Here is a 24,889-nt window from a genome sequence, read left to right as displayed (position 1 = left end):
CGAATTTCGCTTGCGTTAGAGTTACCTCTCTAAACTAAGTATGTTGTCATCAAAAAAAGTTTGACCGTACATTTTTTGTCCTGCTATCGTTGCGACCGATGAAACGCGTGTGACGTTTGCGCAAAAAGTTCCAGGCGCTACGACTTATAGCGATCGGGTGGTCTCCAGCGTTCATGCAAGGCAGAAGTGAGCGGCTCAAATTTAATCTATTAGTAGTTCTACTTAGATCGGCTATTCGGCTCACATGACGCACGGCCGTGGTCTCCTGGAGACGCGTCCGTGTCGTCGGATCGGAGCCGGGTAGTGTCACGTCCGTTTTGGACTCCGAATCAAGGACCACCGGTCATCGGATGGTTGAAGTGAATGTTGTTCGCGGTAGATAAGCGCACTGCAGTTACAGAAATGGACGATTCACGCCGGAGGAGTAAAGGTGGGTACGAAAGTCGAAGGGCAATTTCCGGCAGTAGCGGCCCGTATGGAGAGGCCGGGGCGCCCGCGTGAGTTTGGGCGCAAGCAGCAAAACCCAGTACGCCGCTTTGGCGGTATCGCAGTTGTTCTGCTTTTGCACATCGTGCTGATTTATGCGCTGATCAATGGCCTCGCCACCAAGGTCGTGCAGGTCATTCAGCATCCTATCGAGACGAAAATCATCGAACCGGTGAAGCCGCCGCCTCCGCCGCCGTTGCCCACGGTTCAATTGCCGCCGCCTAAGTTCGCGCCGCCGCCGCCGCCGTTCGTGCCGCCGCCGGAGGTGCAGGTGCAAACGCCGCCGCAGCCGACCATTACGCATCAAGCCGCGCCGGTCGTGTCGGCGCCTGCAGTGGCGCCGCCCGCACCGCCGGCGCCGCCCGCGCCGAGCAAGCCTGTGAGCACCGAAGTTGGAGTCGTGTGTCCGAACTCGGATCAGATCCGTTCGTCGATCCGCTATCCGAAGGAAGCGCAGGAAAACAACGTGACGGGTGATGTTCTCATTGAATTCGTTGTCGACCCGCAGGGCCATATTACGAATGAACGCGTTGCCAAATCCTCGGACGACTCCTCACTGGATCGTGCCGCATTCAACGCAGTCAAGCAGTTCACGTGCGTTTCCCAAGGCCAGGCTGTCCGTGTTCAAGTTCCGTTCTCGTTTAACCTGAACTGAATTCACAGACTGTTCGGTACCGGTAGCGATTTATCAGTCTTAGTTTAGAAGTTGTACTAATGAACTTGGAGCAGGCATGAAGAAGCGTACTCTCGCCGCACTGGCGGCAAGCATGTTGATCGCCGTAACCACGGTGGATACCTTTGTTGCACCGCAAATGGCCCATGCGCAGGCTAGCGACGCCACCGCGTCGGCAACCGTCGCACCGGCCACCGCCGCGCCGCAAGCCGCGAGCGCGGCCGCCGACGAAGCGGTGCCGCCGCCGGCGCCAGCTACGTCCGAAACCGTCAGCAACCCGTACGGCCTTAGCGCCCTCTGGAAGAACGGCGACTTCGTTGCCCGTTTCGTGCTGATTCTGCTGGTGATCATGTCGATGGGCAGCTGGTACATCATGATCACCAAGTTCTTCGAACAGTTCCGCGCGAACCGCCGCGCAAAGAGCGCCGACGAGCAGTTGTGGACCGCGCCGTCGCTGGGCGAAGGCGCGAAGCTCCTCGACGAAGCCTCGCCGTTCCGCTTCATCGCTGAAACGGCTATCGAGGCCGGCGAGCATCACGACGAAGCGCTGCTCGAAGCCGTGGACCGCAACACGTGGATCGATACCTCGGTCGAGCGTGCGATCACCAACGTGTCGAATCGTCTGCAAGACGGTTTGGCTTTCCTCGGCACGGTCGGTTCCACGGCGCCGTTCGTCGGCCTGTTCGGTACGGTGTGGGGGATTTACCACGCGCTGACGGCCATCGGCATTGCCGGCCAGGCTTCGATCGACAAGGTCGCGGGTCCGGTGGGTGAGGCGCTGATCATGACCGCTATCGGTCTCGCGGTAGCCGTGCCCGCGGTGCTCGGCTACAACTTCCTGGTTCGCCGCAACAAGTCGGTGATGGAGCGTGTGCGTGCATTCGGCGCGCAACTGCATACCGTTCTGCTGGCCGGCAGCCGCCGCCCGGCGCGAGCCGCGGTTCGCGAAGCATCGCTGGTTCAATAAGCGGAGTCCGTCATGGCAATGAGCGTTGGGCAGGACGACAACGACGAGGTCATCTCCAGTATCAACACCACGCCGCTGGTCGACGTGATGCTGGTTCTGCTGATCATCTTTCTGATCACGATTCCGGTCGTGACGCATACGGTGCCGGTGCAATTGCCGAAGGAGACGATCCAGCCGCTGCAGACCACGCCCAAAAGTATCGTCATCGCGGTCAACCGCGACGGCGACTTCTTCTGGAACGAGAAGCAGGTCGACGCGCCGACGTTGCTGGCACGCCTGAAAACCGTGTCGGTCATGACGCCGCAACCGGAAGTGCATGTTCGCGGCGACCAGAGCGCGCGTTATGAATTCATCGGCCGGGTCATTACCGAGTGCGAGCGTGCCGGTATCGCGAAGGTTTCGTTTATCACTGAGCCGCCCGCGCGCGGCGGCTAACTTTGCATGGGATCGGACCAAGCGTAAAGCGCCAGGTCCGATCGACAGGAGGCGATGATGGGAATGAACGTATCGTCGGGCGGCGGCAGCGAACCGGATGTGATGGTCGACATCAACACCACGCCGCTGATCGACGTGATGCTGGTGCTGCTGATCATGCTGATCATCACGATCCCGATTCAGACGCACGCCATCAAGATGAACCTGCCGGTCGGCAATCCGCCACCGCCGATCACGCAGCCGGAAGTGGTGCAGATCGATATCGACTTCGACGGCACCACGACCTGGAATGGCCAGCCGGTGCCGAACCGCGCGGCGCTCGAATCCAGGCTCGCGCAAGTGGCCGCCGAACCGGTTCAGGCGGAAATCCATCTGCGTCCGAACAAACTGGTGCCGTACAAGGATGTCGCGGAGGTGATGGCGTCGGCGCAACGATTGGGCGCGACGAAGATCGGCCTGATCGGCAATGAGCAGTACATGCAATAGGGAAGGGCAATGCAAACGATTCATCAACGGTTCAAGCGCGCCGTCATCGCGGCCGCTCTCGCGCTGCCGCTCGCCTCTCATGCCGCCGACACTTTGCGGCCGGATGTGGCGAAACCGCTGAATGCCGCACAGGATCTGTATCGCGCGCACAAGTACAAGGACGCGCTGACGAAGATCGATCAGGCGGCGGCAGTGCCCGGCAAGACGCCGTACGAAAGCACCATGGTCGAGCAGATGCGTGGCGCGGCAGCGGCGGCGGCGGGTGACACCGGCGTGGCTGCTCAGGCCTACGAAACGTTGCTGAGTTCCGGGAAGTTGAGCGGCGCGGACGAGCAACGTACGTCAGCGGCATTGGCCGGCATCTACTTCCAGCAAAAGAACTATGCGCAGGCGGCGAAGGTTGCACAACGCTATCTGAAGTCGGGTGGCGGTGATCCCGACATGCGCACGCTGCTGGTTCAGTCTTATTACCTGTCGAACGATTGCGCGAGCGTGGTGAGCTTGCTCAAGCCCGGCGTCGATGCGCAGGTGCACGCTGGCCACGCGCCTGACGAGTCGCAACTGCAATTGCTCGGCACCTGTGCGCAGCGCGTGAAGGACGATGCCACGTACCGCAGCACGCTCGAAAAGCTGGTTGCTTATCATCCGAAGCAGTCTTACTGGGACGATCTGTTCTCGGCGATTCGCAACAAGCCGGGCTATTCGTCGAAGCTCGATATCGACACGTATCGCTTGCGTCGCGCGACCGGCTCGCTGTCGACCGCCGACGACTACATGGAAATGACCCAACTGGCGATCGTGGCGGGCACCACTGCGGAAGGCAAGCAGGTCATCGATCAGGGCTTTACGTCGGGCGTGCTGGGGCGTGACGCGCAGGCGGATCGCGAGAAACGTCTGCAGGCACTCGCGGCCAAACGTGCGCAAGCGCCCGCCGATCCGGCAAACCCCGTTGCCCCCGTCGACATGGGTTTCAATCAGGTTTTCGCGGGGCAGGCGAAGCAGGGTCTGGCGGCGATGGATGCCGCGATCGCCAAGGGTGGACTCGATCACCCGGACCAGGCGCAGCTGCATCTCGGTGAGGCGTACTACATGGCGGGCGACAAGGCTCGCGCGGTGCAAACCTTCCGTGCAGTGAAAGGCACCGATGGCTCAGCCGATCTCGCGCGTTTGTGGGTGCTGGTGGCGTCGAAATAAGAGCACTCCGTTCCCGTTATGTTCCATTGGACGAGGCGCGCCCGAGCTCTCCTCATGGCGGGCGCGAGGGGGACGCGCTCGTCGTAGGAAATGTGGCTCGTCTCCGATGCCTGCTTGGCGTTGCAGCCGCGATCGTCACAAGGCATTTCGCAGTATCCGGAAGTCTTCTGGACAACCAATTGTTCCCGTTGTCCATGGCGTAATTTCAGTTGACCTATCAGCAACGTTTGGGGAGAACGTTGCGCCGGACGAAACTTAATTTGCATATATCAAACTATTTTTGACTACGGGATTCTGTCTTGCTATGGTCTTGCCACTCAATAACAAGGCACACGTTGCAGTCTCTATAGGAAGCAAAATCCGCGCGCTGCGCCAACGGCTCAGTCGAACGCTGGATGAAGTGGCAAAGACCGCGGGCATTTCCAAGCCCTTTCTGTCGCAAGTGGAACGGGGTCACGCAACACCTTCGATCACATCGCTGGTCGGTATTGCGCGAGCTCTGGGTGTCACGGTGCAGTATTTCGTCGACACGCCGACCGAAGACAAGTCGGTGCGTAGAGGAAGCGAGTTGAAGTACTTCGGATTTGATGGAACCGCCAATCTGTTTGGAAGGCTGACGAACCTGTCGGTCGGCGGCAAGCTGGAAGTGATCCTCGTCAGGATGCCGGTGGGACAGAACCCATCAGAAGTCACGACGCACGCCGGCGAAGAATTCTTGTATGTGATGAGCGGCCAGATCTCGCTCACGTTGGAAGGCACAACGTTCGTATTGCAGGCGGGCGACACCGCGCATTACGAGTCTACCGTGCCGCACTCCTGGTCCAACACTGCGCGTGAAGAAGCGGTGGTCGTGTGGGTAGGGACGCCAAGATTGTTTTAGTGCCGTAGGCCATGCTTTAGAAAAAGCAGTCACTCGATATTTGTAAGTATTACTTAAGTGTGTACCCGCGATTTGGGAAAATAAGCCGGCGCATAGCGGCATCCGTTCGCCTGGCAGTAGAAGTGGCATCAATTGGAAAGCGCTGCGCATTCCGATTGCAATAAATTAGTAGTCCGACACTGACTTATTTGACGTTGCTTTAACGGAACGCGGCGCAAGATCGCCGTATATCGAGTAGAGCGGTTCACGAGACCACTCTTCACATACTGCTGTGGCCTTACTGACGAGCGAGAAGGGGAAAAATGAAACAAAGGGCATTGGCGCTGGCCATTAGAAGAATAGTCTGGGCTGAACTGGCATTGTCGGCCGTAATCGCGGTACCGGCGTTTGCACAAAGCCAGCCGGCCGCCACCGGCACTGCGGCAGGCGCGACGACGGAAAGCACCCCGGCAACGGGCACTGCTGCCACACCGTCCGCGGATGGCAACACCGCGACGCCGACGGGGAAAGGGGTTCAGCAACTCAAGAAATTTGAAGTGACCGGCTCGCTGATCCGCACGTCGGACAAGGTCGGCAATACGGAAGTTCAGACCATCACGGCCAAGGACATCCAGCAAAGCGGTTATACGACCGTGGCCGACTTCCTGCGCGGCACGTCCGCGAACTCGGGGAGCAGCTGGGGCCAAACGACGATGAATAGCTCCGCGCAAGGCGGCGGCGGCATTGCATTGCGCGGTCTGAGCGAGAAGTACACGCTGGTGCTGGTGGACGGGCAACGGGTGGCGAATTACGGCAAGGCGGTGAACTTCACCGACACGTTCTTTGACGTGAATTCGATCCCGCTCAACATGATCGACCACATCGACATCGTGAAGACCGGTGCGGTCTCGGTGTATGGTTCGGATGCAATTGCGGGCGTCGTCAACATCATCACGAAGAAGGACTTCCAGGGCCTGCAGATCGATGGCCAGCTCGGCAAGGCGCAGCATCCGGGCGACGCACAGGGCAACTTCAGCGTGCTCGGCGGTATCGGCGATCTGAATGGCGACCGCTTCAACGTGACGGCCGCAGCGAGCTACTACCGCGACACCGGGTCGTCGCTCGGCGATCGCGACATGACCGCGGGTCAGGACTTCAGCCAGTTCCCGGGTGGCCTCGCGGGCCCGCTCGGTCCGAACCAGCAGTCGTTCTGGACCACGGCCGACGGCACCAACATGGCGCTCAACCCCTGTCCTCCGGGCAGCGTGTCGGCGAACGGCGCGTCCACGTGTAAATCGAATCCGGCCAGCACCACCTCGCTGGTGCCGGCGATCACGCGCCTGAACGCGAAAGTGCGCGGCACCTTCAAGGTCAACGACGACGTGCAGGCTTACGCCGACCTTTGGGTGAGCCGCAACGAAACCGTGCAGAACGAAGGTCCGGCGGTGCTGAGCAGCCAGACCAACGCGTTCAACCCGGCCACCGGTTCGGCGTTGCCGATCTCGCGCACGGTCTCGGGCACCAACCCGTACAACCCGTTCGGCGTGCCTACGCTGATCAACTACACGTTCCCGAACACGGTGTCGGCGGATACGGTGTCGACGTTCTGGCGTGCGATGACCGGTGTGAAGGGCTCGTTCACCACGGCCAAGTTCGGCGACTGGGATTGGTCCGCGGATTACGGCCATTCGCAGAGCACGGTCGACACGACCTACGGCAACGCGCTGAATGTTGCAGGCCTCGAGAACATTCTGCAAAACGGCGTGTTCAACTTCTCGAACCCGTCGGCCACGCCGAACGGTTTGAACGGCGTCTTCCAGAACGACTATGAGCAGGCGATCTCGAAGCTCGACAGCGTCACGGCGAAGACCTCGACGGGCAACCTGTTCAACCTGCCGGGTGGTCCGGTCGGTGTCGGTTTCGGTACGGAATTCCGTCACGAAAGCAACATCATCAACTCGCGCACGTATAGCGCGCTTGGGGTGACCGCGCCGGCCAACGTGCAGACAGTCGACGGCGAACGCAATGTGGCCGCCGTCTACTATCAGGTCGATATCCCGATCATCCGCAACCTGACGTTCACGCAGGCGGGCCGTTACGACCACTACAGCGACTTCGGTGGTGCGTTCTCGCCGAGCTTCGCATTGCGCTTCCAACCGGTGCAGGCTCTGACGGCTTTTGCATCGTATAGCCGCGGCTTCCGTGCCCCGACGCTGGTCGAAAACTCGCAGGCGACCTATCTGGCTCACCAGAACCTGGTCGACCCGAACGACCCGAGCGGCACGCCGACCAAGCACTTCACGACGGAACAGGTCAACGGCAATCCGGCGCTGCAGCCTGAGCACACCAAGAACTACAACATCGGCTTCCAGCTTTCGCCGGACTCGTCGACGGATATCGGTGCGGCGTTCTACAAGATTCACATTGACGGCGTGATCGGCACGGACGATCCGAACGCGGTGATGGATGCGAACAACCCGTCGACCGTGATCCGCAATCCGGACGGCACGGTGGCCTTTATCAAGGAGCAGTTCGTCAACCTCGGTTCGCTCGACACCGACGGCTTCGACATGAACTTCCGCAAGTCGGTGGGCACGAAGTACGGCACGTTCACGCTGGCAGGCGACTGGGCCTATGTGTGGCACTTCAAGCTGAATAGCCCGGGTGCGCCGACGCAGGACTTCGCCGGCAACAACCTCGCGCTGCTGCAGCCGTTCGGTGCGTCCAATCCGCGCTGGAAGGGTAATACCAGCTTCTCCTGGGATTACCGCAAACTGACCACTACGCTGACGTGGCAGTACACTGGCCCCTACACCAACGCGGTGGCGGCCGAGTTCGGCGACGGCGGCACGCTGTCGGTGGCGTCGTACAGCCAGTTCAATCTGATGGCCACGTATCGCGGCTTCAAGAACTGGACGATCTACGGCGGCATCAACAACATCTTCGATCGCAAGCCGCCGTTCGACGTCGAGTGGCAGGCTACCCCGGATATCACGGGCTACGACCAGTCGCTTTACACCAACATCGGCCGCTTCTTCCAGGTCGGTGCGACGTACCGCTTCTGAAGTCCTTGATGTTTGTGATGCACCGGCAGTCTGTCTAGCCGGCCGGCCGCTCCGGCTTCCGTTCATCGGTACCGGAGCGGCGCAATTCTGTTAGAGACGTGCTTTGGAGTTCCCCGTGCACACTGCCCGTTCAAGCTCACAGCGAGCGACGGCGGCCAGTCATCAGCAGCGCTGCGCCAGCGGGGAAAGCTACGGGAGCGACGGCGTCGGGCCGTCACTCACGCCGATTCGATTTACCGCGCGCCGGCCTGAAGCCGGCGCGCGTCCTTACGCATTCCGAAGATGAGACTTGTGAAGTTTCTCTGGCCGCGCACCTCCGGGCGAATCGCCCTGTGCGCCGGTGCGTGTCTGGCATTGAGCGCGGTCTGCGCGCAGGCGCGGCCCTCGATTGCGCAATACGACGAGCCCAAATATCCCGCCGGCTTCACGCACTTCGACTATGCGGATCCCACGGCGCCGGGCGACGGCAAGCTCAGCTTCCAGAACTTCGACGAACTGCAGAGCTACGATTCGCTGAATCCGTTTCTCGTACGCGGTGCGCCCGCGCCGGACATCCTGCATCTGATGTTCGATACGCTGATGCAGCGCAGTTGGGACGAACTGGCTTCCGAGTATCCGCTGATCGCCGACGATGTCGAAGTCGCGCCGGACCTCGCTTCGGCCACCTTCCACATCAATCCCGCCGCGCGCTTTTCGAACGGCGATCCGATCACCGCGGCCGACGTCAAATACTCGTTCGACACATTGACGAGCCCGAAGGCATCGCCGCTCTTCAATGCGCAGTTCTCAGTCATCAAAAGCGCGACCGTGGTCGATAAAAACACGATCCGCTTCGTTTTCAGGCACGCGGAGCGCGACGCGCCGCTGATCGCGGGCGATTTGCCGATCTTCTCGCCGAAGTGGGGCATGCGCGCGGACGGCACACGTCTGCCGTTCGACCAGATCGCGAACGAGCCGCCGGTCGCGAGCGGTCCGTATCTGATCGAGTCGCGCAAGAACGACAAGCAGATCACCTATCGCCGCAACCCCGATTACTGGGCCGCGAATTTACCGTCGCGGCGCGGCATGTTCCGCTTCGCGAGCATCACCTTCAAACTCTATCGCGACCATTACACGCAACTGGAAGCGTTTAAGGCCGGCGACGCCGACGCGATTGTCGAATACAGCGCAACGCAATGGGCGCGTAAATACGTCGGCAAGAACTTCGACAATGGACTGCTGAAAAGAGGGGAATTCGCCGACGGCCCCGCGCAGATGCAGGGCATGCTGATGAACCTGCGCAAGCCGATGTTTCAGGACCCGCGCGTGCGCCACGCACTGACGATGGCATTCGACTACGACTGGATGAATCGCCTGATGTTCTACGGTCAATACCGGCGCACCAGCAGCTATTTCGCCGCGAGTCCGTTCGGTGCGACCGGCATGCCCGGCCCGAAGGAACTGGCCTTGCTTGAACCATTGAGAGCCAGCGTGCCGCCGGAAGTGTTCGGTCCCATGCTGAAGCAACCCACGACGATCACGCCGGATTCCTTGCGCGGCAACTTGCGCGTGGCGCGCGATCTGCTGGCGCAAGCGGGCTGGCACTATCGCGACGGCGCATTGCGCGACGCCAACGGCACGCCGATGACGATCGAGATCATGGACGATCAGCCGGGCATGGACCGCCTGATCCTGCCGTATATGCAGGCGCTCGGCATGCTCGGCATTCAGGCGCATATGCGCGAGATCGACAGCGCGTTGTACCAGAAGCGGCTCGACAACTTCGAGTACGACATGACCACGTTCATCTACCCGCCGGTGACGATTCCCGGCGCGGAGTTGACGCGCCGCTTCGGCAGCGCGGCGGCCTCGGAAGTCGGCTCGGAAAACTATCCGGGCATCCGCTCCAAGGCGGTCGACTCGCTCATTCACTCAGCGCTTTCCGCCGACAATCTGGACGACCTGGAAGCGGCGACCCGCGCCCTGGATCGCGTGCTGATCTACTCGTTCTACCTCGTGCCGGAGTATTACGCGCCGGGCGCGCGGATCGGCTACAAGTCGACGCTCGGTCATCCGGACAAGGTGCCGATGTCGTATCAATACGAAGACTGGGTGATCGACTACTGGTACACGAAAACGCCGGCCGCCCAGACCGCATCTTCCACCGCGGCCACGGCCGCTACGGCCCACTGAGGCACAGCATGCTTGCCTACATTCTCAGACGATTGTTGTTGATGGTGCCGACCCTGCTCGGCGTGGTCACGTTGACGTTTGTCGTCACGCAGTTCGTGCCGGGTGGGCCGGTCGAACAGGTGATGACGCAACTCCGCCACGGCGCTGGCCGTGGCGGAGAGGCGGGGGCGGGCGGCGGCGGTTATCACGGCAGTCAGGGCGTCGATCCGCAGCAGATCGAGCAGATCAAGAAGCAGTTCGGTTTCGACAAGCCGCCGCTCGAACGCTATCTGCTGATGCTCAAACGCTACGCGACGTTCGACCTCGGCCAATCCTACTATCAGCACGACAGCGTGTGGGACGTCATCAAATCGAAGCTGCCGGTGTCGATCACGCTCGGCTTATGGACGGTGCTGCTCACGTATCTGATATCGGTGCCGTTGGGAATCGCGAAAGCGGTGCGCAACGGCTCGCGTTTCGATACTGTCACGAGCGTGCTGGTACTGGCCGGCTATGCGATTCCCGGTTTCGTGCTCGGTGTGTTGCTGCTGATGTTGTTCGGCGGCGGCACGTTCTGGCAGGTGTTTCCGATGCGCGGCCTTACCTCGGATAACTTCAACGACCTCAGCGCGTTCGGCAAGGTGCTCGACTATCTGTGGCACATCGTGCTGCCGGTCACGGCATCGGTGGTGGGCAACTTCGCGATCGTCACGATTCTGACCAAGAACACGTTCCTCGAGGAAATCGGCCGGCAGTATGTGCTGACCGCGCGCGCCAAGGGCGCGCCGGAGCGCGACGTACTGTGGAAACACGTGCTGCGCAATGCCGCGATTCCGCTGCTCACCGGTTTGCCGGCGGCGTTCGTCGGCGCGTTTCTGAACGGCAATCTGCTGATCGAAACGCTGTTCTCACTCGACGGCATGGGCCAACTGTCGTACGACTCGGTGATTCGCCGTGACTATCCGGTCGTGCTCGGTTCGCTGTTTCTGTTCACGCTGATTGCCCTCGTAACCAAACTCATTGCTGACGTCTGCTATGTCCTCGTCGACCCCCGCATCCAATTCAACCGCCTGGACCGCTGACGCGGCCGGCGCGGCGCACGCGGCGTCGCCTTCTCCGTGGCGGCGTACGTGGCTGCGCTTCAGGCAGCAGCGTCTGGGCTACTGGAGCCTCGTGATCTTCGTCTCGCTGTTCGTCATCAGCCTGCTTGGCGAGGTGTTGTCCAACGATCGTCCGTTGCTCGTGCGTTACGACGGGCACTACTACTTTCCCATCGTGAAGGACTATCCGGAGACGCTGTTCGGTGGCGACTTTCCGGCGCGCGCGAATTACCTCGATCCGTATATCCGTTCGCGGCTCGAATCGAACGGCAACTTCGCGGTCTATCCGCCGAATCATTTCCACTACGACACGATCGATTACTTCGCCGCGCATCCGTATCCGGCGCCACCTACCACGAGTAACTGGCTCGGCACGGATCAATTCGGGCGCGACGTGCTGGCGCGGCTGCTGTACGGTTTCCGCCTGTCGGTGCTGATGGCGCTGGCGCTCACGGTGTCCGGTGTCGTGGTCGGCGTGCTGACCGGCGCGGTGCAGGGCTTTTACGGCGGACGCACCGATCTGATCGGCCAGCGCCTGATCGAAATCTGGAGTTCGATGCCCGACCTGTACCTGCTGATCATCTTCGCGTCGATCTTCGAGCCCACCTTGTGGCTGCTCTTCATCCTGCTATCGATGTTCGGCTGGCTGGTGCTGTCGGACTACGTACGCGCCGAGTTTCTGCGCAACCGTTCGCTCGATTACGTCAAGGCGGCGCGCACGATGGGTCTGTCAAACTGGCAGATCATGTGGCGCCATGTATTGCCGAACAGCCTCACGCCGGTGATCACCTTCCTGCCGTTTCGCATGAGCGCCGCGATTCTCTCGCTGACCAGCCTCGACTTTCTCGGCCTCGGCGTGCCGCCGCCCACGCCGAGCCTCGGCGAACTGCTGCAGGAAGGCAAGAACAATCTCGACGCATGGTGGATCTCGATGTCGGCGTTTGCCGCGCTGGTGATTACGCTTCTGTTATTGACCTTCATGGGCGACGCATTGCGCAATGCACTCGACACGCGCTCGCGCGGTTCGGCTTTCGGCGGAGGTCCGCGATGACCAACACTCAGGCGCCGATCGGCCGGCCGTTGCTGGAAATCGACCGTTTCTCCGTGCGTTTCGGCGACAAGGTCGCCGTGCACGAACTCAGTCTTTCCATTGCACGCGGCGAGCGCGTTGCACTGGTCGGCGAATCGGGTTCGGGCAAGAGCGTGACCGCGTTATCCATTCTGCGGCTCGTCGAGCATGCCGAATTGAGCGGCCGCATGCTGCTCGATGGTGAAGACCTGCTGCAGAAAACCGAGCAACAGATGCGTGGCCTGCGCGGCGCGGACGTCGCGATGGTGTTCCAGGAACCGATGACGGCGCTCAATCCGCTCTTCACGATCGGCAAACAGATCGCCGAGAGTCTGCGTCTGCACGAAGGTTTGCGGCCGAATGCGGCGCGCGAGCGCGGCATCGAGTTGCTCAGGCGCACCGGCATTCCCGAACCGGAACGGCGCATCGACAGCTTTCCGCATCAGTTGTCCGGCGGCCAGCGGCAGCGCGCGATGATCGCCATGGCGCTCGCCTGCCGTCCGCGTTTGCTGCTCGCGGACGAACCGACCACCGCGCTCGACGTCACCGTTCGCCAGCAAATCGTCGACCTGTTGATTTCATTGCAGGAACAGGAAGCGGCCGAACGCGGCATGGCCGTGCTGCTGATCACGCACGACCTGAATCTGGTGAAGCGTTTTGCGCAGCGCGTCGCGGTGATGGAAAAGGGCGTGCTGGTCGAAACCAATACGACCGAGGCGCTGTTCACGAGCCCGCAGCATCCGTACACGCGGCGGCTGCTCGACAGCGATCCGCAACGCGCGGTGGAGCCGGTCGAGGAGGGCGCGCGTCGGCTGCTGGAAGTACAAGGCCTGGCCGTCGATTACCGCACGTCGGCGAAAGGCTGGCGGTCCATGTTCGGGCGCTCCACGTTTCGCGCGGTGCAGGACGTCGATCTGAGCGTGCGGCGCGGCGAAACACTCGGCATCGTCGGTGAATCGGGTTCGGGTAAATCGACGCTGGCCGCCACCGTGCTCGGCCTGCAGCAGCCGGCCGCCGGTCATATCCATATCGACGGCTTGCCGCTTTCCACGCTCAAGACGGCGAGCTCGCGCCGCGCGCTGTATTCGCGCATGCAAGTCGTGTTTCAGGACCCGTTCGGTTCGCTGTCGCCACGCATGACGGTGGAGCAGATCATCGGCGAGGGCCTGGCCGTGCATCGGCCGGAAGTGGATGCGAAGGCACGGCGCGCGCGCGTCGGCAGCCTGCTTGAAGAAGTCGGCATGCCCGCCGACGCGATGCTGCGTTATCCGCACGAATTCTCCGGCGGGCAGCGTCAACGCATTGCGATTGCGCGCGCGCTGGCAGTCCAGCCGGAATTGATCGTGCTCGACGAGCCGACCAGCGCGCTCGATGTCTCGATCCAGAAACAGGTGCTGAATCTGCTGACAAATCTGCAGAAAAAGTACAAGCTAAGCTATTTGTTCATTACGCACGATCTGGCGGTGATGCGAGCCATGGCGCATCGCGTGATCGTGATGAAGTCGGGACGCATCGTCGAAGCGGGCGACACACTCGATGTGTTGCATGCGCCGTCGCATCCTTATACCCAGTCGCTGCTGGCTTCGTCGCTCAACGTGCCGGAGCCGGGCGCCGCCGCGACTCATACGGGACACGCCAATGATTGACGAACGTTGGGCGCAAGCCGCCCAAACGCTGAAGAGCCGCGCGGCGTTCTGGTCGCTGCGCATTGTCGACGAACAGGTCGACGACCACGAGATCCGCAATGACATCGCGCAGCCGCTGCGCACGGTGCGCGATCGCGGTGCGATGCTGATCGCGTGGGTGGGCGCCGGCGCGGGTTATGCCGCGACCGCGAATCTGTCGGCAGCGGGTTTGCAGGCGGCGCTCGATATGGCGACCGCGCGCGCTGAAGCGAGCGCGGCTTTTTCGCTGATCGACCATCGCGAAGTTGCACGTCCGATTGCGAGCGGGCAGTACGTGTCGCCGAATGCGCAACGCGCGTTGCCGAGCCGCACCGAATGGCTCGAGCTTCTCGGCGCGGAATGCGCGGGCGCGAACCTCGATGCAAAGATTGTCGAACGTGTGGCGGCGGTGCAGATCACGCACGCCGATCAACTCTACATGACCGGCGACGGCGTGCGGATCGACCAGCAGTTCCGCTTCGTGATGCCGCAATTGAGCGTCGCCGCGCATGCGAACGGCGATACGCAAGTACGCACGCTGGGCGGCAACTACGGCACGCTCGGACAGGGCGGCATGGAAGTGCTGACGCGCTTCGGCTTCGAAGGATCGGGCGCGCGCGTCGCCAATGAAGCGCTGCAATTGCTGGCCGCGCCGAATTGCCCGTCGGGCAAGCGCGATCTGTTGCTGATGCCCGACCAGATGATGCTGCAGATTCACGAGTCGATCGGCCATCCGCTCGAACTGGACCGCATTCTCGGCGACGAGCGCAACTTCGCGGGCTGGAGTTTCGTCAAGCAGGACATGTTCGGTTCGTATCGCTACGGTTCGGAACTGTTGAATGTCACCTTCGATCCGGAGCTGCGCGAAGAAGCGGCAGCCTACGCATTCGACGACGACGGCACTGAAGCGCACAAGCAATATCTGATTCGCAACGGCGTGCTGGAACGTCCGCTTGGCGGCGCGCTGTCGCAACAGCGCGCACGCATGGCGGGTGTGGCGAACTCGCGCGCGTCGAACTGGAACCGGCCGCCGATCGACCGCATGGCGAATCTGAATATCGAGCCGGGCGAGAGTTCGCTGGAGGAGCTGATCGGCAACATCGAACACGGCATTCTGATGCGCACCAACACGTCCTGGTCGATCGACGACCATCGCAACAAATTCCAGTTCGGCTGCGAGTTCGGCCAGCTGATCGAGAACGGCAAGCTCACGCAGGTCGTCAAACAGCCGAATTACCGCGGTATTTCGGCGAATTTCTGGCGCAGCCTGAGTGCGGTGGGCAATGCGGCCACGCGTGAAGTGTATGGCACATCTATGTGCGGCAAGGGCGAACCGGCGCAGATCATCCGCGTCGGCCATGCGTCGCCGGCCTGCGTGTTCAGCGACGTCGACGTGTTCGGAGGCGCATGATGAGCCAGTTCATCTCTTCGCGCGCGGCTACGTCGGTGGATTGGGAGCGGCATTTCACTTTGCTCGCCGATGCGATCGAGCGCCTGCAACAAGGCGGCGAAACCACCCTCAGTTCATTTGCCGGCGAGCAGTCCGACTTCATTCGCTTCAATTCGGGCAAGGTGCGGCAGACCGGCAGCGTGTCGCAAGGCAAGCTGACCTTGCGCCTGATCGACGGCGCACGTCAGGCCTATTCCACGCTGACCGTATGCGGCGATCTGCAACAGGATCTCGACGAAGTGAGCGCGGCCCTCGCCACCTTGCGCGAAGGTCTGCGCGATGCGGCGGACGATCCGCATCTGCTGTTCGACACCTCGAAATGGCAGCGCACCACGCAGCGCTCCGGCAAGCTGGCGAATTCCGACGGCCTCGCGCGCATCGTCGCGGAATGTGCGCAAGGGCTCGACTTCGTGGGCTTCTATGCGGGCGGCACCATTGTGCGCGGCTTCGCATCGACGAAGGGCAGCCGCGGCTGGTACGAAGTGGATAACTTCAATTTCAGCTGGTCGCTGTACGACCCGAGCGGCCGCGCGATCAAAACCAGCTACGCCGGCGACGACTGGAGCGATGCCGTGTTCGCTCGCAAAGTCGAACAGGCCGCGACGCGTCTTGCCGTTCTGGCGCGCACGCCGCGCACGTTGGCGCCGGGACGCTACCGTTCCTATCTGGCACCCGCCGCGCTCGCGGAATTGCTCGGCGTCACCGCATGGAGTGGCTTTTCCGCGCGCGCCCAGGCGAGCTCGCGCAGCGAGTTGTACAAGCTGCATGTGGGAGAAATCGTAGTCGACCCGCGCGTAAGCATCAGCGAAGATCTGAGCCTCGGCATCACGCCAGGCTTCAACGACGACGGCTACCTGCGTGACAGCGTCCCGCTGATCGAGGCCGGCCGCAGTGCCGAACGCCTGACCAACGCACGCAGCGCGCGCGAGTACGGCTTGACGCCCAACGGTGCGCTGGCCAGCGAGTCGCCGGCCGCGCTGTCGATGCAAGCGGGCGATCTGCTGGAAGAAGACGTGCTCGCCAAGATCGGCACCGGGCTCTACATCGGCAACCTGTGGTACGTGAACTTCTCGGACCGCATGAATTGCCGCCTCACCGGCATGACGCGCTTCGCGACGTTCTGGGTCGAGAACGGAGAAATCGTCGCACCGTTCGAAGCCATGCGTTTCGACGACAGCCTGTACCGTTTGCTCGGCAGCGAACTCGAACAACTCGGCGCGCAAGCCGAACTGCTATTGAGCGACTCGACATGGGGCGAGCGCGCCACGGGCGGCATGCAACTGCCTGGCATTCTGGTGAGGTCATTCGAATTGACGTTATGAGCCCATGGATCGACAAATAAAAACAAAATCAAACCCTGAGAGCTTGCCCGAGGGCCTGACGCTGCGCGCATTGCGCGTGGCCGACACAGAACAGTTTCACGCGCTGCTCCAGTTGCCCGCGGCGATGAACGGCAATCCGCAGCTGCCGTTTCGGACCATTGCGAGCACCCGCGAGTACCTGGAAAAACTCGAGGCGCCCGAAATCGCGATCGCGGCGACGGTCGGCGACACGCTGGTCGGTTCGGCGAGCCTCAGGCCTTTCAAGGGGCGCCGTGCGCATGCGGCATCGCTTGGCATCGGCGTGCACGACGCATGGCAGCGGCGCGGCATCGGTCATGCCTTGATGGCCGAACTGCTCAATCTCGCCGACAACTGGCTCGGTCTGCGGCGCGTCGAGTTGCATGTCTACACCGATAACCACGCAGCACTCGCGCTATATCGCAAGTTCGGCTTCGAGATCGAAGCGCATCAGCGCGGCGCGGTATTGCGCCGCGGCGTGCTGATCGATTGTTTCTTCATGGCGCGGCTGCGCGAGCCGGCGCCCTGGATGTCGCCGCCATCGGCCGCCCATCTCGCAGCGGAATAAGACCATGAAACAAACAAGGTTGCCGGACGACGCTGCACATTACAAATGTATTATGGTGCGCGCTCTCGAATCGTCGGACATGGATGCGTTCGCCGAGATCATGAGCTTGCCCGGTGTGCGGCGCGGCACGCTGTCGGTCGGCTATCGCAGTCCTGAGCAACTCGCGGCCTGGTACGAGCGGCGCCTCAAAGGCGGCGTGAACGTGTGCGCGATTATCGACGAACGCATGGTCGGCCATGCCGGCCTCGAGGTCCATCGGTCGAGCCGCGCGCACTGCGCGCATTTGGGCCTGGCCGTGCACGACGCGTATCGTGGCCGCGGTGTCGGCGCCGCGCTTTTGCAAGGCTTGATCGATTGCGCGGATGCGTCGCTCGGTTTGCGCCGCATCGACCTCACGGTGTTTTCCGACAATACGCCGGCCATTGCGCTGTATCGCAAGTTCGGCTTTGTCGAAGAAGGCCGCTCGCGCGGTTTTGCCCTGCGTGACGGCGTGTTGGCCGACGTGCTGCATATGGCCCGTCTCGTCGATGCACCGCGCCTCCAGACCATCTGAACGGATTCTTTGAGTGCCATTTTTCTTCATCGACCGCCCGGTCTTCGCATGGATCGTCGCGCTCGCCATTGTCGTGGCGGGCGCGCTGGCTATTCCGCAACTGCCGGTGGCGCAGTATCCGCGCCTTGCGCCGCCGCGCATCGTGATATCCGCCATGTATCCGGGGGCGTCGACTGAAGTCGTGGACGAGAGCGTCGGCAGCATCATCGAGGAGAGTCTCGATGGCGCCGACAATATGCTGTACTACCAAACGACCAGCGACAACCTGGGCGAGCTCGAAATCGACGCGACCTTCGCGCCCGGCACCAATCCGGATCTCGCGCTGGTCGACATCCAGAACCGGCTCAAGCAGGTCGAGCCGCGTTTGCCGCAGCAGGTGGTGCAGCAGGGCATCAGCGTGTTCAAGGCGGCCAACACGTTCCTGATGCTGGTCGCGCTGAGTTCCACCGACGGCACGCGCGACTCCGTGCAATTGAGCGACTATCTGAGCCGCTACGTGTTGCGTGAGCTGAAGCGCGCGCCGGGCGTGGGCTCGGCCCAACTCTGGGACGCCGACGAAGCGCTGCGTATCTGGCTCGATCCGATGAAGCTGCGCGAATACGGCCTCGGCGCCGCCGAAGTGAACGCCGCGATTGCCGCACAGAACGCGACTGTGACCGCCGGCACGCTCGGCGACGCGCCGTTCGTGCCGGGCCAGCAGCTGACGGCCTCAGTGAGCGTGAAGGGCCAGTTGATCTCGCCGGCGGAATTCGGCCAGATCGTGCTGAAGGCGCGGGCGGACGGTTCGGCTGTACGTCTGCGTGACGTCGCGCGAGTCGAACTCGGGCGTGACAACTATTCGTACTATTCGCGCCTGAACGGCAAGGCTGCAGCGACGGTCGGGATTCAACTCGGGCCGCGCGGCAACGCGCTGGAAACGTCGAACGCGATTCGCGCGCGGCTTGCCGAGTTGGCGAAAGGATTGCCTTCGGGCGTCGCCATCGAAATCCCGTTTGACAACGCGCACTTCGTGCAGATCGCGATTCACGAGGTGCTCGTCACGCTCGCGGAAGCGGTGGTGCTGGTGTTCTTCGTGATGTGGCTGTTCCTGCGCGATCTGCGCTATACGCTGGTGCCGACCGTGGTGATTCCGGTCACGCTGATGGGCGCGTTTCTCGCCATGTATGCGTGCGGTCTGTCGATCAACGTATTCACCATGTTCGGTCTCGTGCTTGCCATCGGCATTCTCGTCGACGACGCGATCGTGGTGGTGGAGAGCGTGCACCGCGTGATGGAAGACGAGGGCCTGCCGCCACGCGAGGCCACGCGCAAGGCCATGTCACAGATCGGCGGGGCGATCGTCGGCGTGACCGCGGTGTTGACGGCGGTGTTCGTGCCAATGGCGTTCTTTCCCGGCGGCGTCGGCGGGATTTACCGGCAATTCGCGGTGGCGATGATCGCGTCGATGCTGGTGTCGTCGTTCATGGCCTTGTCGTTGACGCCCGCGTTGTGCGCGAATCTGCTGAAGGCGCACACCCAATCGGTGCGTCAACGCGATGCGCGCCGTGGACTGCTGGGTTTCGCGGCACGTGCGGCAAGCCACTTCACCTCCGGTTTCGACCGCGCCGCGCGTGGGTATCGCGGGCTGACCGCGCGCACGCTGCGCCGCATCGGCCCGATGCTGGCCGTCTACGCGGTGCTGGTTGGTGCGTGCGGTGTGCTCTACTGGCAAATGCCCGGCGGTTTTCTACCGAGCGAGGACGAAGGCCAGTTGCAGGTGATGGTGCAATTGCCCGCGGGCGCCACCCAGGCACGCACGTTGGCCGTGGTGCAACGCATGGAAGAGATTCTGCATGCCGAGCCCGCCATCGCGAACGTTACGAGTGTGATCGGCTGGAGCTTTTCGGGCAGCGGTCAGAACGTGGCGATGGGGTTCGTCGAACTCAAGGATTGGGGCAAGCGCGATATCGATGCACTGGCCCTGCGCGACCGGCTCAACGCAAAGTTCGACAAGATTCTGGACGGCAGCGTCGAGGCGCAATTGCCGCCTTCGGTGCCGGGACTCGGACATTCCGACGGTTTCGTGTTCCGCCTCGAAGATCGCGGCGGCGTGGGGCTCGATGCGCTGAAGGCCGCGCGCGAGCAACTGTTCGCGCAGGCCAAGGCGAGTCCGGTGCTGGCCTCGGTGCACTCGGAAGATCTGCCTGACGCGCCGCGCGTCGAGCTCATCGTCGACCGCGCGAAGGCGTATGCGCTCGGCGTGTCGTTCGATCGCATCGCCGACGTGCTGGGCAGCACCTTCGGCTCGACCTATATCGACGATTTCCCGGCCGGCGGCCGCATGCGCCGCGTGATGATCGCCGCCGACGCCGCCACGCGCATGACCGAAGACGATCTGCTCGCGCTCGCCGTGCCCAACGCGACGGGCGGCATGGTGCCGCTTTCGGCCATCGCAACGCGTCAGTGGTCGATCGGCCCGGTGATGCTGACGCGCTACAACGGTTATCCGTCGCTCGACGTGAGCGGCCACGCTGCGCCCGGCTACAGTTCCGGCGCGGCGATGGCGGAGATGGAGCGGCTTGCCGCTTCGTTGCCGGTCGGCGTGCGCTATGACTGGGTCGATGCGGCACGCGAGGAAACCGCGGCCGCGAAACTCACGCCGCTGTTGATCGGCCTCTCGTTGCTGGCGGTGTTCATGGCGCTGGCCGCGCTCTACGAAAGCTGGACGATTCCGCTTGCCGTGCTGATGGTCGTGCCGCTCGGCGTGATCGGCGCGGTCGCCGCGGTGCTGTTGCGCGGCATGCCCAACGACGTGTACTTCAAGGTCGGCATGATCACGGTGATCGGCCTCGCGGCGAAGAACGCGATTCTGATCGTGCAGTTCGCCCGCGATCTGTACCAGCGTGGCCTGCCATTGACGCGCGCCGTGACCGAAGCCGCGGGCGCACGCTTTCGGCCGATCGTAATGACCTCGGCGGCGTTCCTGCTCGGCGTCGTCCCGCTCGTGGTGTCGAGCGGCGCGGGCGCCGAAAGCCGCCGCTCGATTGGCACCGGCGTGTTTGGCGGCGTGCTGGCCGCCACGCTGTTCGGGCTGGTGTTCGCGCCGGTCGCGTTCCATGCGGTCGCATCGCTCACGCATGGACGGCGGCGGCTTGCGGAACTGCATCGCAAGCGTGCGGAGCGGCGGGCGCGCCGTGTTGCGCTCGAGCGCGGATCATTCGACGAATCGCCGACGGCCTGACCGTGCTCCACCGGTGCCGTGCTCAACCGGCCGGCTGATTCGCGGCTTGCACGGGCGCCGCGCTAGTCGGCATCTGGGCATTGCTTGCCGACACGCGCGGCGCGGCCGGCATGCAGTCCGCGCGATACTCGGCCTGCAGCTTATTCTCCGCGTGTTGCAGATCGCGCGGGTAGTCGTCGTCATCGGCGGTCGGTTGATAGCCGACCGCTTCGAGTTCGCCGAGTTCGCGCATCAACTGCTTGTGCGTCACTTCGCCTTTCAACGGTGTGAACGGATAATCGTTGCATTGCTGCGGCGTGAGATGCGGTGCGGCCATGGCCGATGCGCTGCCAATCAGAAGAAGGGCGCTGAGCAGGGTTTTCGTTGCAAGCTTCATGTTCATGTCATCCACGAGAGGGTTCGAATCGTCCCGCGTTGAGGGCTGCGGGTTGACATCAGGCTAGTGGAGTGCGCCTGCCGGAGCGGCGTCGGCAACATTAAACTTGTTTTATCCTGGCGTGATTTGCCGGGTTTTCATGACTTTGCGGCGAACTTAAATTTTTCTTCATGAAGCGGACATCTATCCGCTATCAGCCCCCGCGTAGCCTGCATGCAGGCACCGAGGCAAAGCGCCGACATTCGTCGAACCGCACGCCCGTGCTCTGAACGCGCAAGCCGAATATGGCATCATGTCCTTCTACTGATAACCGGTCGCGCCCGCCGCTTGCATCGGTAGAGCGGGCTGTGGCGCATGCAATGATCATGTCGCGAGTACTGACGATCGAAGATGATGAAATTACCGCGAATGAAATTGTCGGTGAACTGAAAAGCCGCGGCTTCACCGTGGATTGGGTGGCCAACGGCCGCGACGGCATGGCGCGCGCGATCAGCGAAGACTACGACGTGATCACGCTCGACCGCATGCTGCCCGGCATGGACGGCCTGACGATACTCACCACCATGCGCAGCATCGGCATTCAGACGCCGGTGCTGATGTTGAGCGCGCTCGGCGACGTGGATGAGCGGGTGCGCGGCCTGCGCGCCGGCGGCGACGATTATCTGACCAAGCCGTTCGACCCCGAAGAGATGACCGCGCGCCTCGAAGTGCTGCTGCGCCGCAGTCAGACGCCGGCCGCGCAACTCGAAACGCACTTGCGCGTTGGCCCGCTCGAACTCGATCTGATTTCACGCAAGGTGCAGCGCGACGGCGAGGAAATCGTTCTACTGCCCACCGAGTACCGCGTGCTCGAATTCATGATGCGCCACGCGGGGCAGACCATCACGCGCACCATGCTGTTCGAGGCCGTGTGGGGCTATCACTTCGATCCGGGCACCAATCTGATCGACGTGCACATGGGACGCCTGCGCAAGAAAATCGACCCGCCCGGCGTGACGCCGATGATTCAGACCGTGCGGGGCTCGGGTTATATCCTCGCATGAGCGACACATTTTGATGGACACAACCTTCCCCGCTCAATCTGCGCTCGGGCGGCGCTGGCATTCCACCACCTTTCGCCTGCTCTCCGTCTACGCGGTCATCTTTTCTTTTTCCGTGATGCTGCTGCTGGGCTTCATCGGCTGGGCCGTGACCGGCGACATGGAGCGTGAGACCGATGTGGTGATGGACTGGCAACTGATCTACTTCGATTCGCTGCCCGATTCGGGTCTCGCGGACGCGATCCACCGGCGCATCGAGCATGAGCGCATGCACACGAATTACTACGGCCTGTTCGCCGCCGACGGCCGGCTGCTGGCCGGCGACGTGCTCGCCTATCCGGGCGCGCTGCCCACCAATCGCACCGGCAAGACGCTCGATCTGACGCTCGCGCTCGGGCGTAACGATCAGGCACCGGTGGTGCGCGCCATGGCCGAGCGTCGCAAGGACGGCTCGACGCTCGTGGTCGCGCGTGACCTCACGCACATTCTGCGGATTCGCGAGACCATCATCAATGCGCTGGTGGGCGGAGGTGTTTTCTGTCTGCTCGCCGGTGTGGCCGGTGGTCTCGCACTGAGCGTGCGGCAGATGCGCCGTCTGAGAGCGATCCGGCGCGTCACGCAGCGCATCGCGCAGGGCGATCTCGCGCAGCGTTTGCCTATCGGCGGACGCGACGAAGTGGATATGCTCGCGCATCTCGTGAATCATATGCTCGCCGAAGTCGAGCGTCTGATGAACGAAGTGAAGGGCGCTTGCGATGGCATCGCGCATGATTTGCGTACACCGCTTGCGCATGTGCGGACGGTGCTTGCGCACGCGGCGGAGCGGACCGGGACGCTCGACGACGCCGAGTTGGCGAATCTGGTGGAGCGCGCGCGCACGGAAACGGATGCGCTGCTCGATCGGTTCCGCGCGATGCTGCGGATCTCCGAGATTGGTACGTTGCAGCGGCGCGGCGGCTTCGGTGAGATGCAGTTGGAGACGCTGATCGAAGAGGTCGGCGAACTGTACGAACCGCTCGCTGAGAGCCGTTCGATTCAGCTTTCTGTTCATGCACAGCCTGTGGATGCGATCTATGGCGATCGTGCGTTGCTCTTTGAAGCGTTGAGCAATCTGGTGGATAACGCTATCAAGTTCACGCCTGAAGGCGGCGTGGTGCGGATGGAGTTGCGTCAGACGGCTGCTGGGCCGCAGGTGGATATTGTCGATAACGGGCCCGGTATTGCTGCCGATGAGCGTGATGCGGTTTTGCAGCGATTCTATCGCGGTAAGAGTACGCGGCATCTGGCCGGGTCAGGGCTGGGTTTGAGTATTGTCTCCGCGGTGATGCGGGTGCATGACTTCACGATGAAAATCGGTAATGCGCAGCCGGGCACTCGGATTTCGATTGAATGCTGGTCGAGGACGCTTGCATGAGCCTGGTTTCCTTTCTTGTTCTTGCGGGGGCGTGAATGCGCGTTCTCTTCGTGGGGCCTTCTCATCCGGAAGCTGCGTGGCTTTTCAAGGCGCTTCAGGAGAGCGCACATAGTTTGCAGCGAGCTGATGATCTGCGGGATGGGGTCTTTCTCGCGGCTCAGGAACCGTTTGATGCGATCGTTTTGATGGTGTTGGAGGTGGGGTTTTATTCTGCCTTGCTGGAGTTTGTTGTCAAGTTTGCTTCGGCTGGGAGTGGGGCGGCGATTGTAGCTGTACTGGGCGCGGCTACGGCGCAGGATCGCACCAAAGTTTTGCGCGCCGGCGCGGATGCTTGCTTCTGTCAGCCTTATTCGTTTATTGAAATGCATGAGCGGATGCAGGCTTTGCAGCGCATCGGAATGGGGCGAGGAGCTGTTGGGGGCTCGGGTTCTTCTGTTTTTTCCGCGGTTGATGAGCCCTCTCTGGATACCGCGACTCGGGAGCTTGTTTTTGGTGGACGGAGGGTCGGGGTCACTCGTAGAGAGTTTCTTTTGCTCGAGTGTCTGATCAAGCAGGTTAATGCGCCTGTGGCGCGGGATCAGCTTATTCGGTATGCCTGGCCGGAGAAGGAAGATGTCGATCCTTCTAGTGTCAATCTGGTTGTTTCTCGGTTGAGGAGGAAACTTTTGGGTGATTTGCCTGAGGTTCGGATTGAGACGGTTAGTCGGTTTGGGTATCAGGTTTCGGTTGGTTTTTAGTTTTCTGTTTGGGGTTTCTTCTTTTCGTGGTGGTCTATTAGT

Annotated in this window: 20 protein-coding genes; 19 read left to right on the top strand and 1 reads right to left on the bottom strand. The window is 62.1% G+C overall.

The genetic code is table 11. The features are described from left to right. Positions 1-475: 475 nt before the first annotated feature. The 16 genes from P0D96_RS24300 (at position 476) to P0D96_RS24225 (ending at position 21,280) form a co-directional block, all read left to right on the top strand. Positions 476-1,141: an energy transducer TonB gene (locus tag P0D96_RS24300; protein WP_207915680.1), complete on the top strand. Its 666-nt coding sequence runs from the start codon at positions 476-478 to the stop codon at positions 1,139-1,141. Between the two features lie 76 nt (positions 1,142-1,217). Further along, positions 1,218-2,126, top strand: coding sequence for a MotA/TolQ/ExbB proton channel family protein (locus P0D96_RS24295; protein WP_408280116.1), 909 nt, complete (start codon positions 1,218-1,220; stop codon positions 2,124-2,126). Between the two features lie 12 nt (positions 2,127-2,138). Next, positions 2,139-2,561 (top strand): ExbD/TolR family protein, encoded by a 423-nt coding sequence (locus P0D96_RS24290; RefSeq protein ID WP_012432473.1) that lies wholly within the window; start codon positions 2,139-2,141, stop codon positions 2,559-2,561. A gap of 57 nt (positions 2,562-2,618) precedes the next feature. Beyond that, positions 2,619-3,047 (top strand): ExbD/TolR family protein, encoded by a 429-nt coding sequence (locus P0D96_RS24285; RefSeq protein WP_011487696.1) that lies wholly within the window; start codon positions 2,619-2,621, stop codon positions 3,045-3,047. A 9-nt stretch (positions 3,048-3,056) separates the two neighbouring features. Beyond that, the gene (locus tag P0D96_RS24280; protein ID WP_408315703.1) at positions 3,057-4,241 is read left to right on the top strand and encodes a tetratricopeptide repeat protein; all 1,185 of its coding nucleotides are present in this window, start codon (positions 3,057-3,059) and stop codon (positions 4,239-4,241) included. A 304-nt stretch (positions 4,242-4,545) separates the two neighbouring features. After that, positions 4,546-5,121, top strand: a complete 576-nt coding sequence (locus P0D96_RS24275) for a helix-turn-helix domain-containing protein (RefSeq protein WP_132375140.1) — start codon at positions 4,546-4,548, stop codon at positions 5,119-5,121. A gap of 302 nt (positions 5,122-5,423) precedes the next feature. Next, a complete protein-coding gene (locus P0D96_RS24270) occupies positions 5,424-8,165 on the top strand; it encodes a TonB-dependent receptor plug domain-containing protein (protein ID WP_408280122.1) in 2,742 nt (913 codons plus the stop codon). Between the two features lie 282 nt (positions 8,166-8,447). Next, positions 8,448-10,337, top strand: a complete 1,890-nt coding sequence (locus P0D96_RS24265; protein WP_408183156.1) for an extracellular solute-binding protein — start codon at positions 8,448-8,450, stop codon at positions 10,335-10,337. A gap of 8 nt (positions 10,338-10,345) precedes the next feature. After that, a complete protein-coding gene (locus P0D96_RS24260; RefSeq protein WP_091795321.1) occupies positions 10,346-11,398 on the top strand; it encodes a microcin C ABC transporter permease YejB in 1,053 nt (350 codons plus the stop codon). Then, the gene (locus P0D96_RS24255) at positions 11,352-12,467 is read left to right on the top strand and encodes an ABC transporter permease (protein WP_132375138.1); all 1,116 of its coding nucleotides are present in this window, start codon (positions 11,352-11,354) and stop codon (positions 12,465-12,467) included. The genes P0D96_RS24260 and P0D96_RS24255 overlap by 47 nt, the downstream gene beginning before the upstream one ends. Then, positions 12,464-14,131, top strand: a complete 1,668-nt coding sequence (locus P0D96_RS24250; RefSeq protein ID WP_408315698.1) for an ABC transporter ATP-binding protein — start codon at positions 12,464-12,466, stop codon at positions 14,129-14,131. The genes P0D96_RS24255 and P0D96_RS24250 overlap by 4 nt, the downstream gene beginning before the upstream one ends. Then, on the top strand, positions 14,124-15,560 hold the full coding sequence (locus P0D96_RS24245; protein WP_408315696.1) for a TldD/PmbA family protein: 1,437 nt from the start codon (positions 14,124-14,126) through the stop codon (positions 15,558-15,560). Before P0D96_RS24250 ends, P0D96_RS24245 begins: the two co-directional genes overlap by 8 nt. After that, positions 15,560-16,921: a TldD/PmbA family protein gene (locus tag P0D96_RS24240; protein ID WP_408315921.1), complete on the top strand. Its 1,362-nt coding sequence runs from the start codon at positions 15,560-15,562 to the stop codon at positions 16,919-16,921. Before P0D96_RS24245 ends, P0D96_RS24240 begins: the two co-directional genes overlap by 1 nt. A 4-nt stretch (positions 16,922-16,925) precedes the next feature. After that, on the top strand, positions 16,926-17,507 hold the full coding sequence (locus P0D96_RS24235; RefSeq protein ID WP_408280135.1) for a GNAT family N-acetyltransferase: 582 nt from the start codon (positions 16,926-16,928) through the stop codon (positions 17,505-17,507). A gap of 4 nt (positions 17,508-17,511) precedes the next feature. Next, a complete protein-coding gene (locus tag P0D96_RS24230) occupies positions 17,512-18,060 on the top strand; it encodes a GNAT family N-acetyltransferase (protein ID WP_132375133.1) in 549 nt (182 codons plus the stop codon). A gap of 13 nt (positions 18,061-18,073) precedes the next feature. Next, positions 18,074-21,280 (top strand): multidrug efflux RND transporter permease subunit, encoded by a 3,207-nt coding sequence (locus P0D96_RS24225; protein ID WP_408315693.1) that lies wholly within the window; start codon positions 18,074-18,076, stop codon positions 21,278-21,280. 22 nt (positions 21,281-21,302) lie between these two features. On the opposite strand, the gene P0D96_RS24220 is transcribed toward P0D96_RS24225, so the two are convergent. Then, a complete protein-coding gene (locus tag P0D96_RS24220; RefSeq protein ID WP_408280142.1) occupies positions 21,303-21,656 on the bottom strand; it encodes a DUF4148 domain-containing protein in 354 nt (117 codons plus the stop codon). A gap of 365 nt (positions 21,657-22,021) precedes the next feature. Here P0D96_RS24220 and P0D96_RS24215 point away from each other — a divergent pair, with 365 nt between their 5' ends. Genes P0D96_RS24215 through P0D96_RS24205 form a run of 3 tightly spaced genes read left to right on the top strand, consistent with a single transcriptional unit; the run spans position 22,022 to position 24,847 of the window. After that, positions 22,022-22,699 carry a response regulator transcription factor gene (locus tag P0D96_RS24215; RefSeq protein ID WP_310812328.1) on the top strand — a complete coding sequence of 226 codons (678 nt, stop codon included), beginning with the start codon at positions 22,022-22,024 and terminating at the stop codon, positions 22,697-22,699. 13 nt (positions 22,700-22,712) lie between these two features. Then, positions 22,713-24,110: a HAMP domain-containing sensor histidine kinase gene (locus P0D96_RS24210; protein ID WP_408315691.1), complete on the top strand. Its 1,398-nt coding sequence runs from the start codon at positions 22,713-22,715 to the stop codon at positions 24,108-24,110. A gap of 35 nt (positions 24,111-24,145) precedes the next feature. Continuing rightward, positions 24,146-24,847: a response regulator transcription factor gene (locus P0D96_RS24205; RefSeq protein ID WP_408315688.1), complete on the top strand. Its 702-nt coding sequence runs from the start codon at positions 24,146-24,148 to the stop codon at positions 24,845-24,847. The last annotated feature ends 42 nt before the right edge of the window (positions 24,848-24,889 follow it).

This window comes from Paraburkholderia sp. RL17-347-BIC-D (genome assembly GCF_046027915.1).
Taxonomy (GTDB): domain Bacteria; phylum Pseudomonadota; class Gammaproteobacteria; order Burkholderiales; family Burkholderiaceae; genus Paraburkholderia.
Note: the sequence above shows the minus strand (reverse complement) of the source record. Positions and strands in the feature narration are given on the sequence as shown.

What these genes read in the sequence shown, in the direction of transcription:
- P0D96_RS24250 (WP_408315698.1), top strand. Translation starts at nt 12,464, where the DNA reads ATGACCAACACTCAGGCGCCGATCGGCCGGCCGTTGCTGGAAATCGAC.
- P0D96_RS24290 (WP_012432473.1), top strand. Translation starts at nt 2,139, where the DNA reads ATGGCAATGAGCGTTGGGCAGGACGACAACGACGAGGTCATCTCCAGT.
- P0D96_RS24280 (WP_408315703.1), top strand. Translation starts at nt 3,057, where the DNA reads ATGCAAACGATTCATCAACGGTTCAAGCGCGCCGTCATCGCGGCCGCT.
- P0D96_RS24205 (WP_408315688.1), top strand. Translation starts at nt 24,146, where the DNA reads ATGCGCGTTCTCTTCGTGGGGCCTTCTCATCCGGAAGCTGCGTGGCTT.
- P0D96_RS24210 (WP_408315691.1), top strand. Translation starts at nt 22,713, where the DNA reads ATGGACACAACCTTCCCCGCTCAATCTGCGCTCGGGCGGCGCTGGCAT.
- P0D96_RS24235 (WP_408280135.1), top strand. Translation starts at nt 16,926, where the DNA reads ATGGATCGACAAATAAAAACAAAATCAAACCCTGAGAGCTTGCCCGAG.
- P0D96_RS24230 (WP_132375133.1), top strand. Translation starts at nt 17,512, where the DNA reads ATGAAACAAACAAGGTTGCCGGACGACGCTGCACATTACAAATGTATT.
- P0D96_RS24265 (WP_408183156.1), top strand. Translation starts at nt 8,448, where the DNA reads ATGAGACTTGTGAAGTTTCTCTGGCCGCGCACCTCCGGGCGAATCGCC.
- P0D96_RS24260 (WP_091795321.1), top strand. Translation starts at nt 10,346, where the DNA reads ATGCTTGCCTACATTCTCAGACGATTGTTGTTGATGGTGCCGACCCTG.
- P0D96_RS24295 (WP_408280116.1), top strand. Translation starts at nt 1,218, where the DNA reads ATGAAGAAGCGTACTCTCGCCGCACTGGCGGCAAGCATGTTGATCGCC.
- P0D96_RS24245 (WP_408315696.1), top strand. Translation starts at nt 14,124, where the DNA reads ATGATTGACGAACGTTGGGCGCAAGCCGCCCAAACGCTGAAGAGCCGC.
- P0D96_RS24220 (WP_408280142.1), bottom strand. Translation starts at nt 21,656, where the DNA reads ATGAAGCTTGCAACGAAAACCCTGCTCAGCGCCCTTCTTCTGATTGGC.
- P0D96_RS24215 (WP_310812328.1), top strand. Translation starts at nt 22,022, where the DNA reads ATGTCGCGAGTACTGACGATCGAAGATGATGAAATTACCGCGAATGAA.
- P0D96_RS24275 (WP_132375140.1), top strand. Translation starts at nt 4,546, where the DNA reads ATGGTCTTGCCACTCAATAACAAGGCACACGTTGCAGTCTCTATAGGA.
- P0D96_RS24300 (WP_207915680.1), top strand. Translation starts at nt 476, where the DNA reads ATGGAGAGGCCGGGGCGCCCGCGTGAGTTTGGGCGCAAGCAGCAAAAC.
- P0D96_RS24285 (WP_011487696.1), top strand. Translation starts at nt 2,619, where the DNA reads ATGGGAATGAACGTATCGTCGGGCGGCGGCAGCGAACCGGATGTGATG.
- P0D96_RS24255 (WP_132375138.1), top strand. Translation starts at nt 11,352, where the DNA reads ATGTCCTCGTCGACCCCCGCATCCAATTCAACCGCCTGGACCGCTGAC.
- P0D96_RS24240 (WP_408315921.1), top strand. Translation starts at nt 15,560, where the DNA reads ATGAGCCAGTTCATCTCTTCGCGCGCGGCTACGTCGGTGGATTGGGAG.
- P0D96_RS24270 (WP_408280122.1), top strand. Translation starts at nt 5,424, where the DNA reads ATGAAACAAAGGGCATTGGCGCTGGCCATTAGAAGAATAGTCTGGGCT.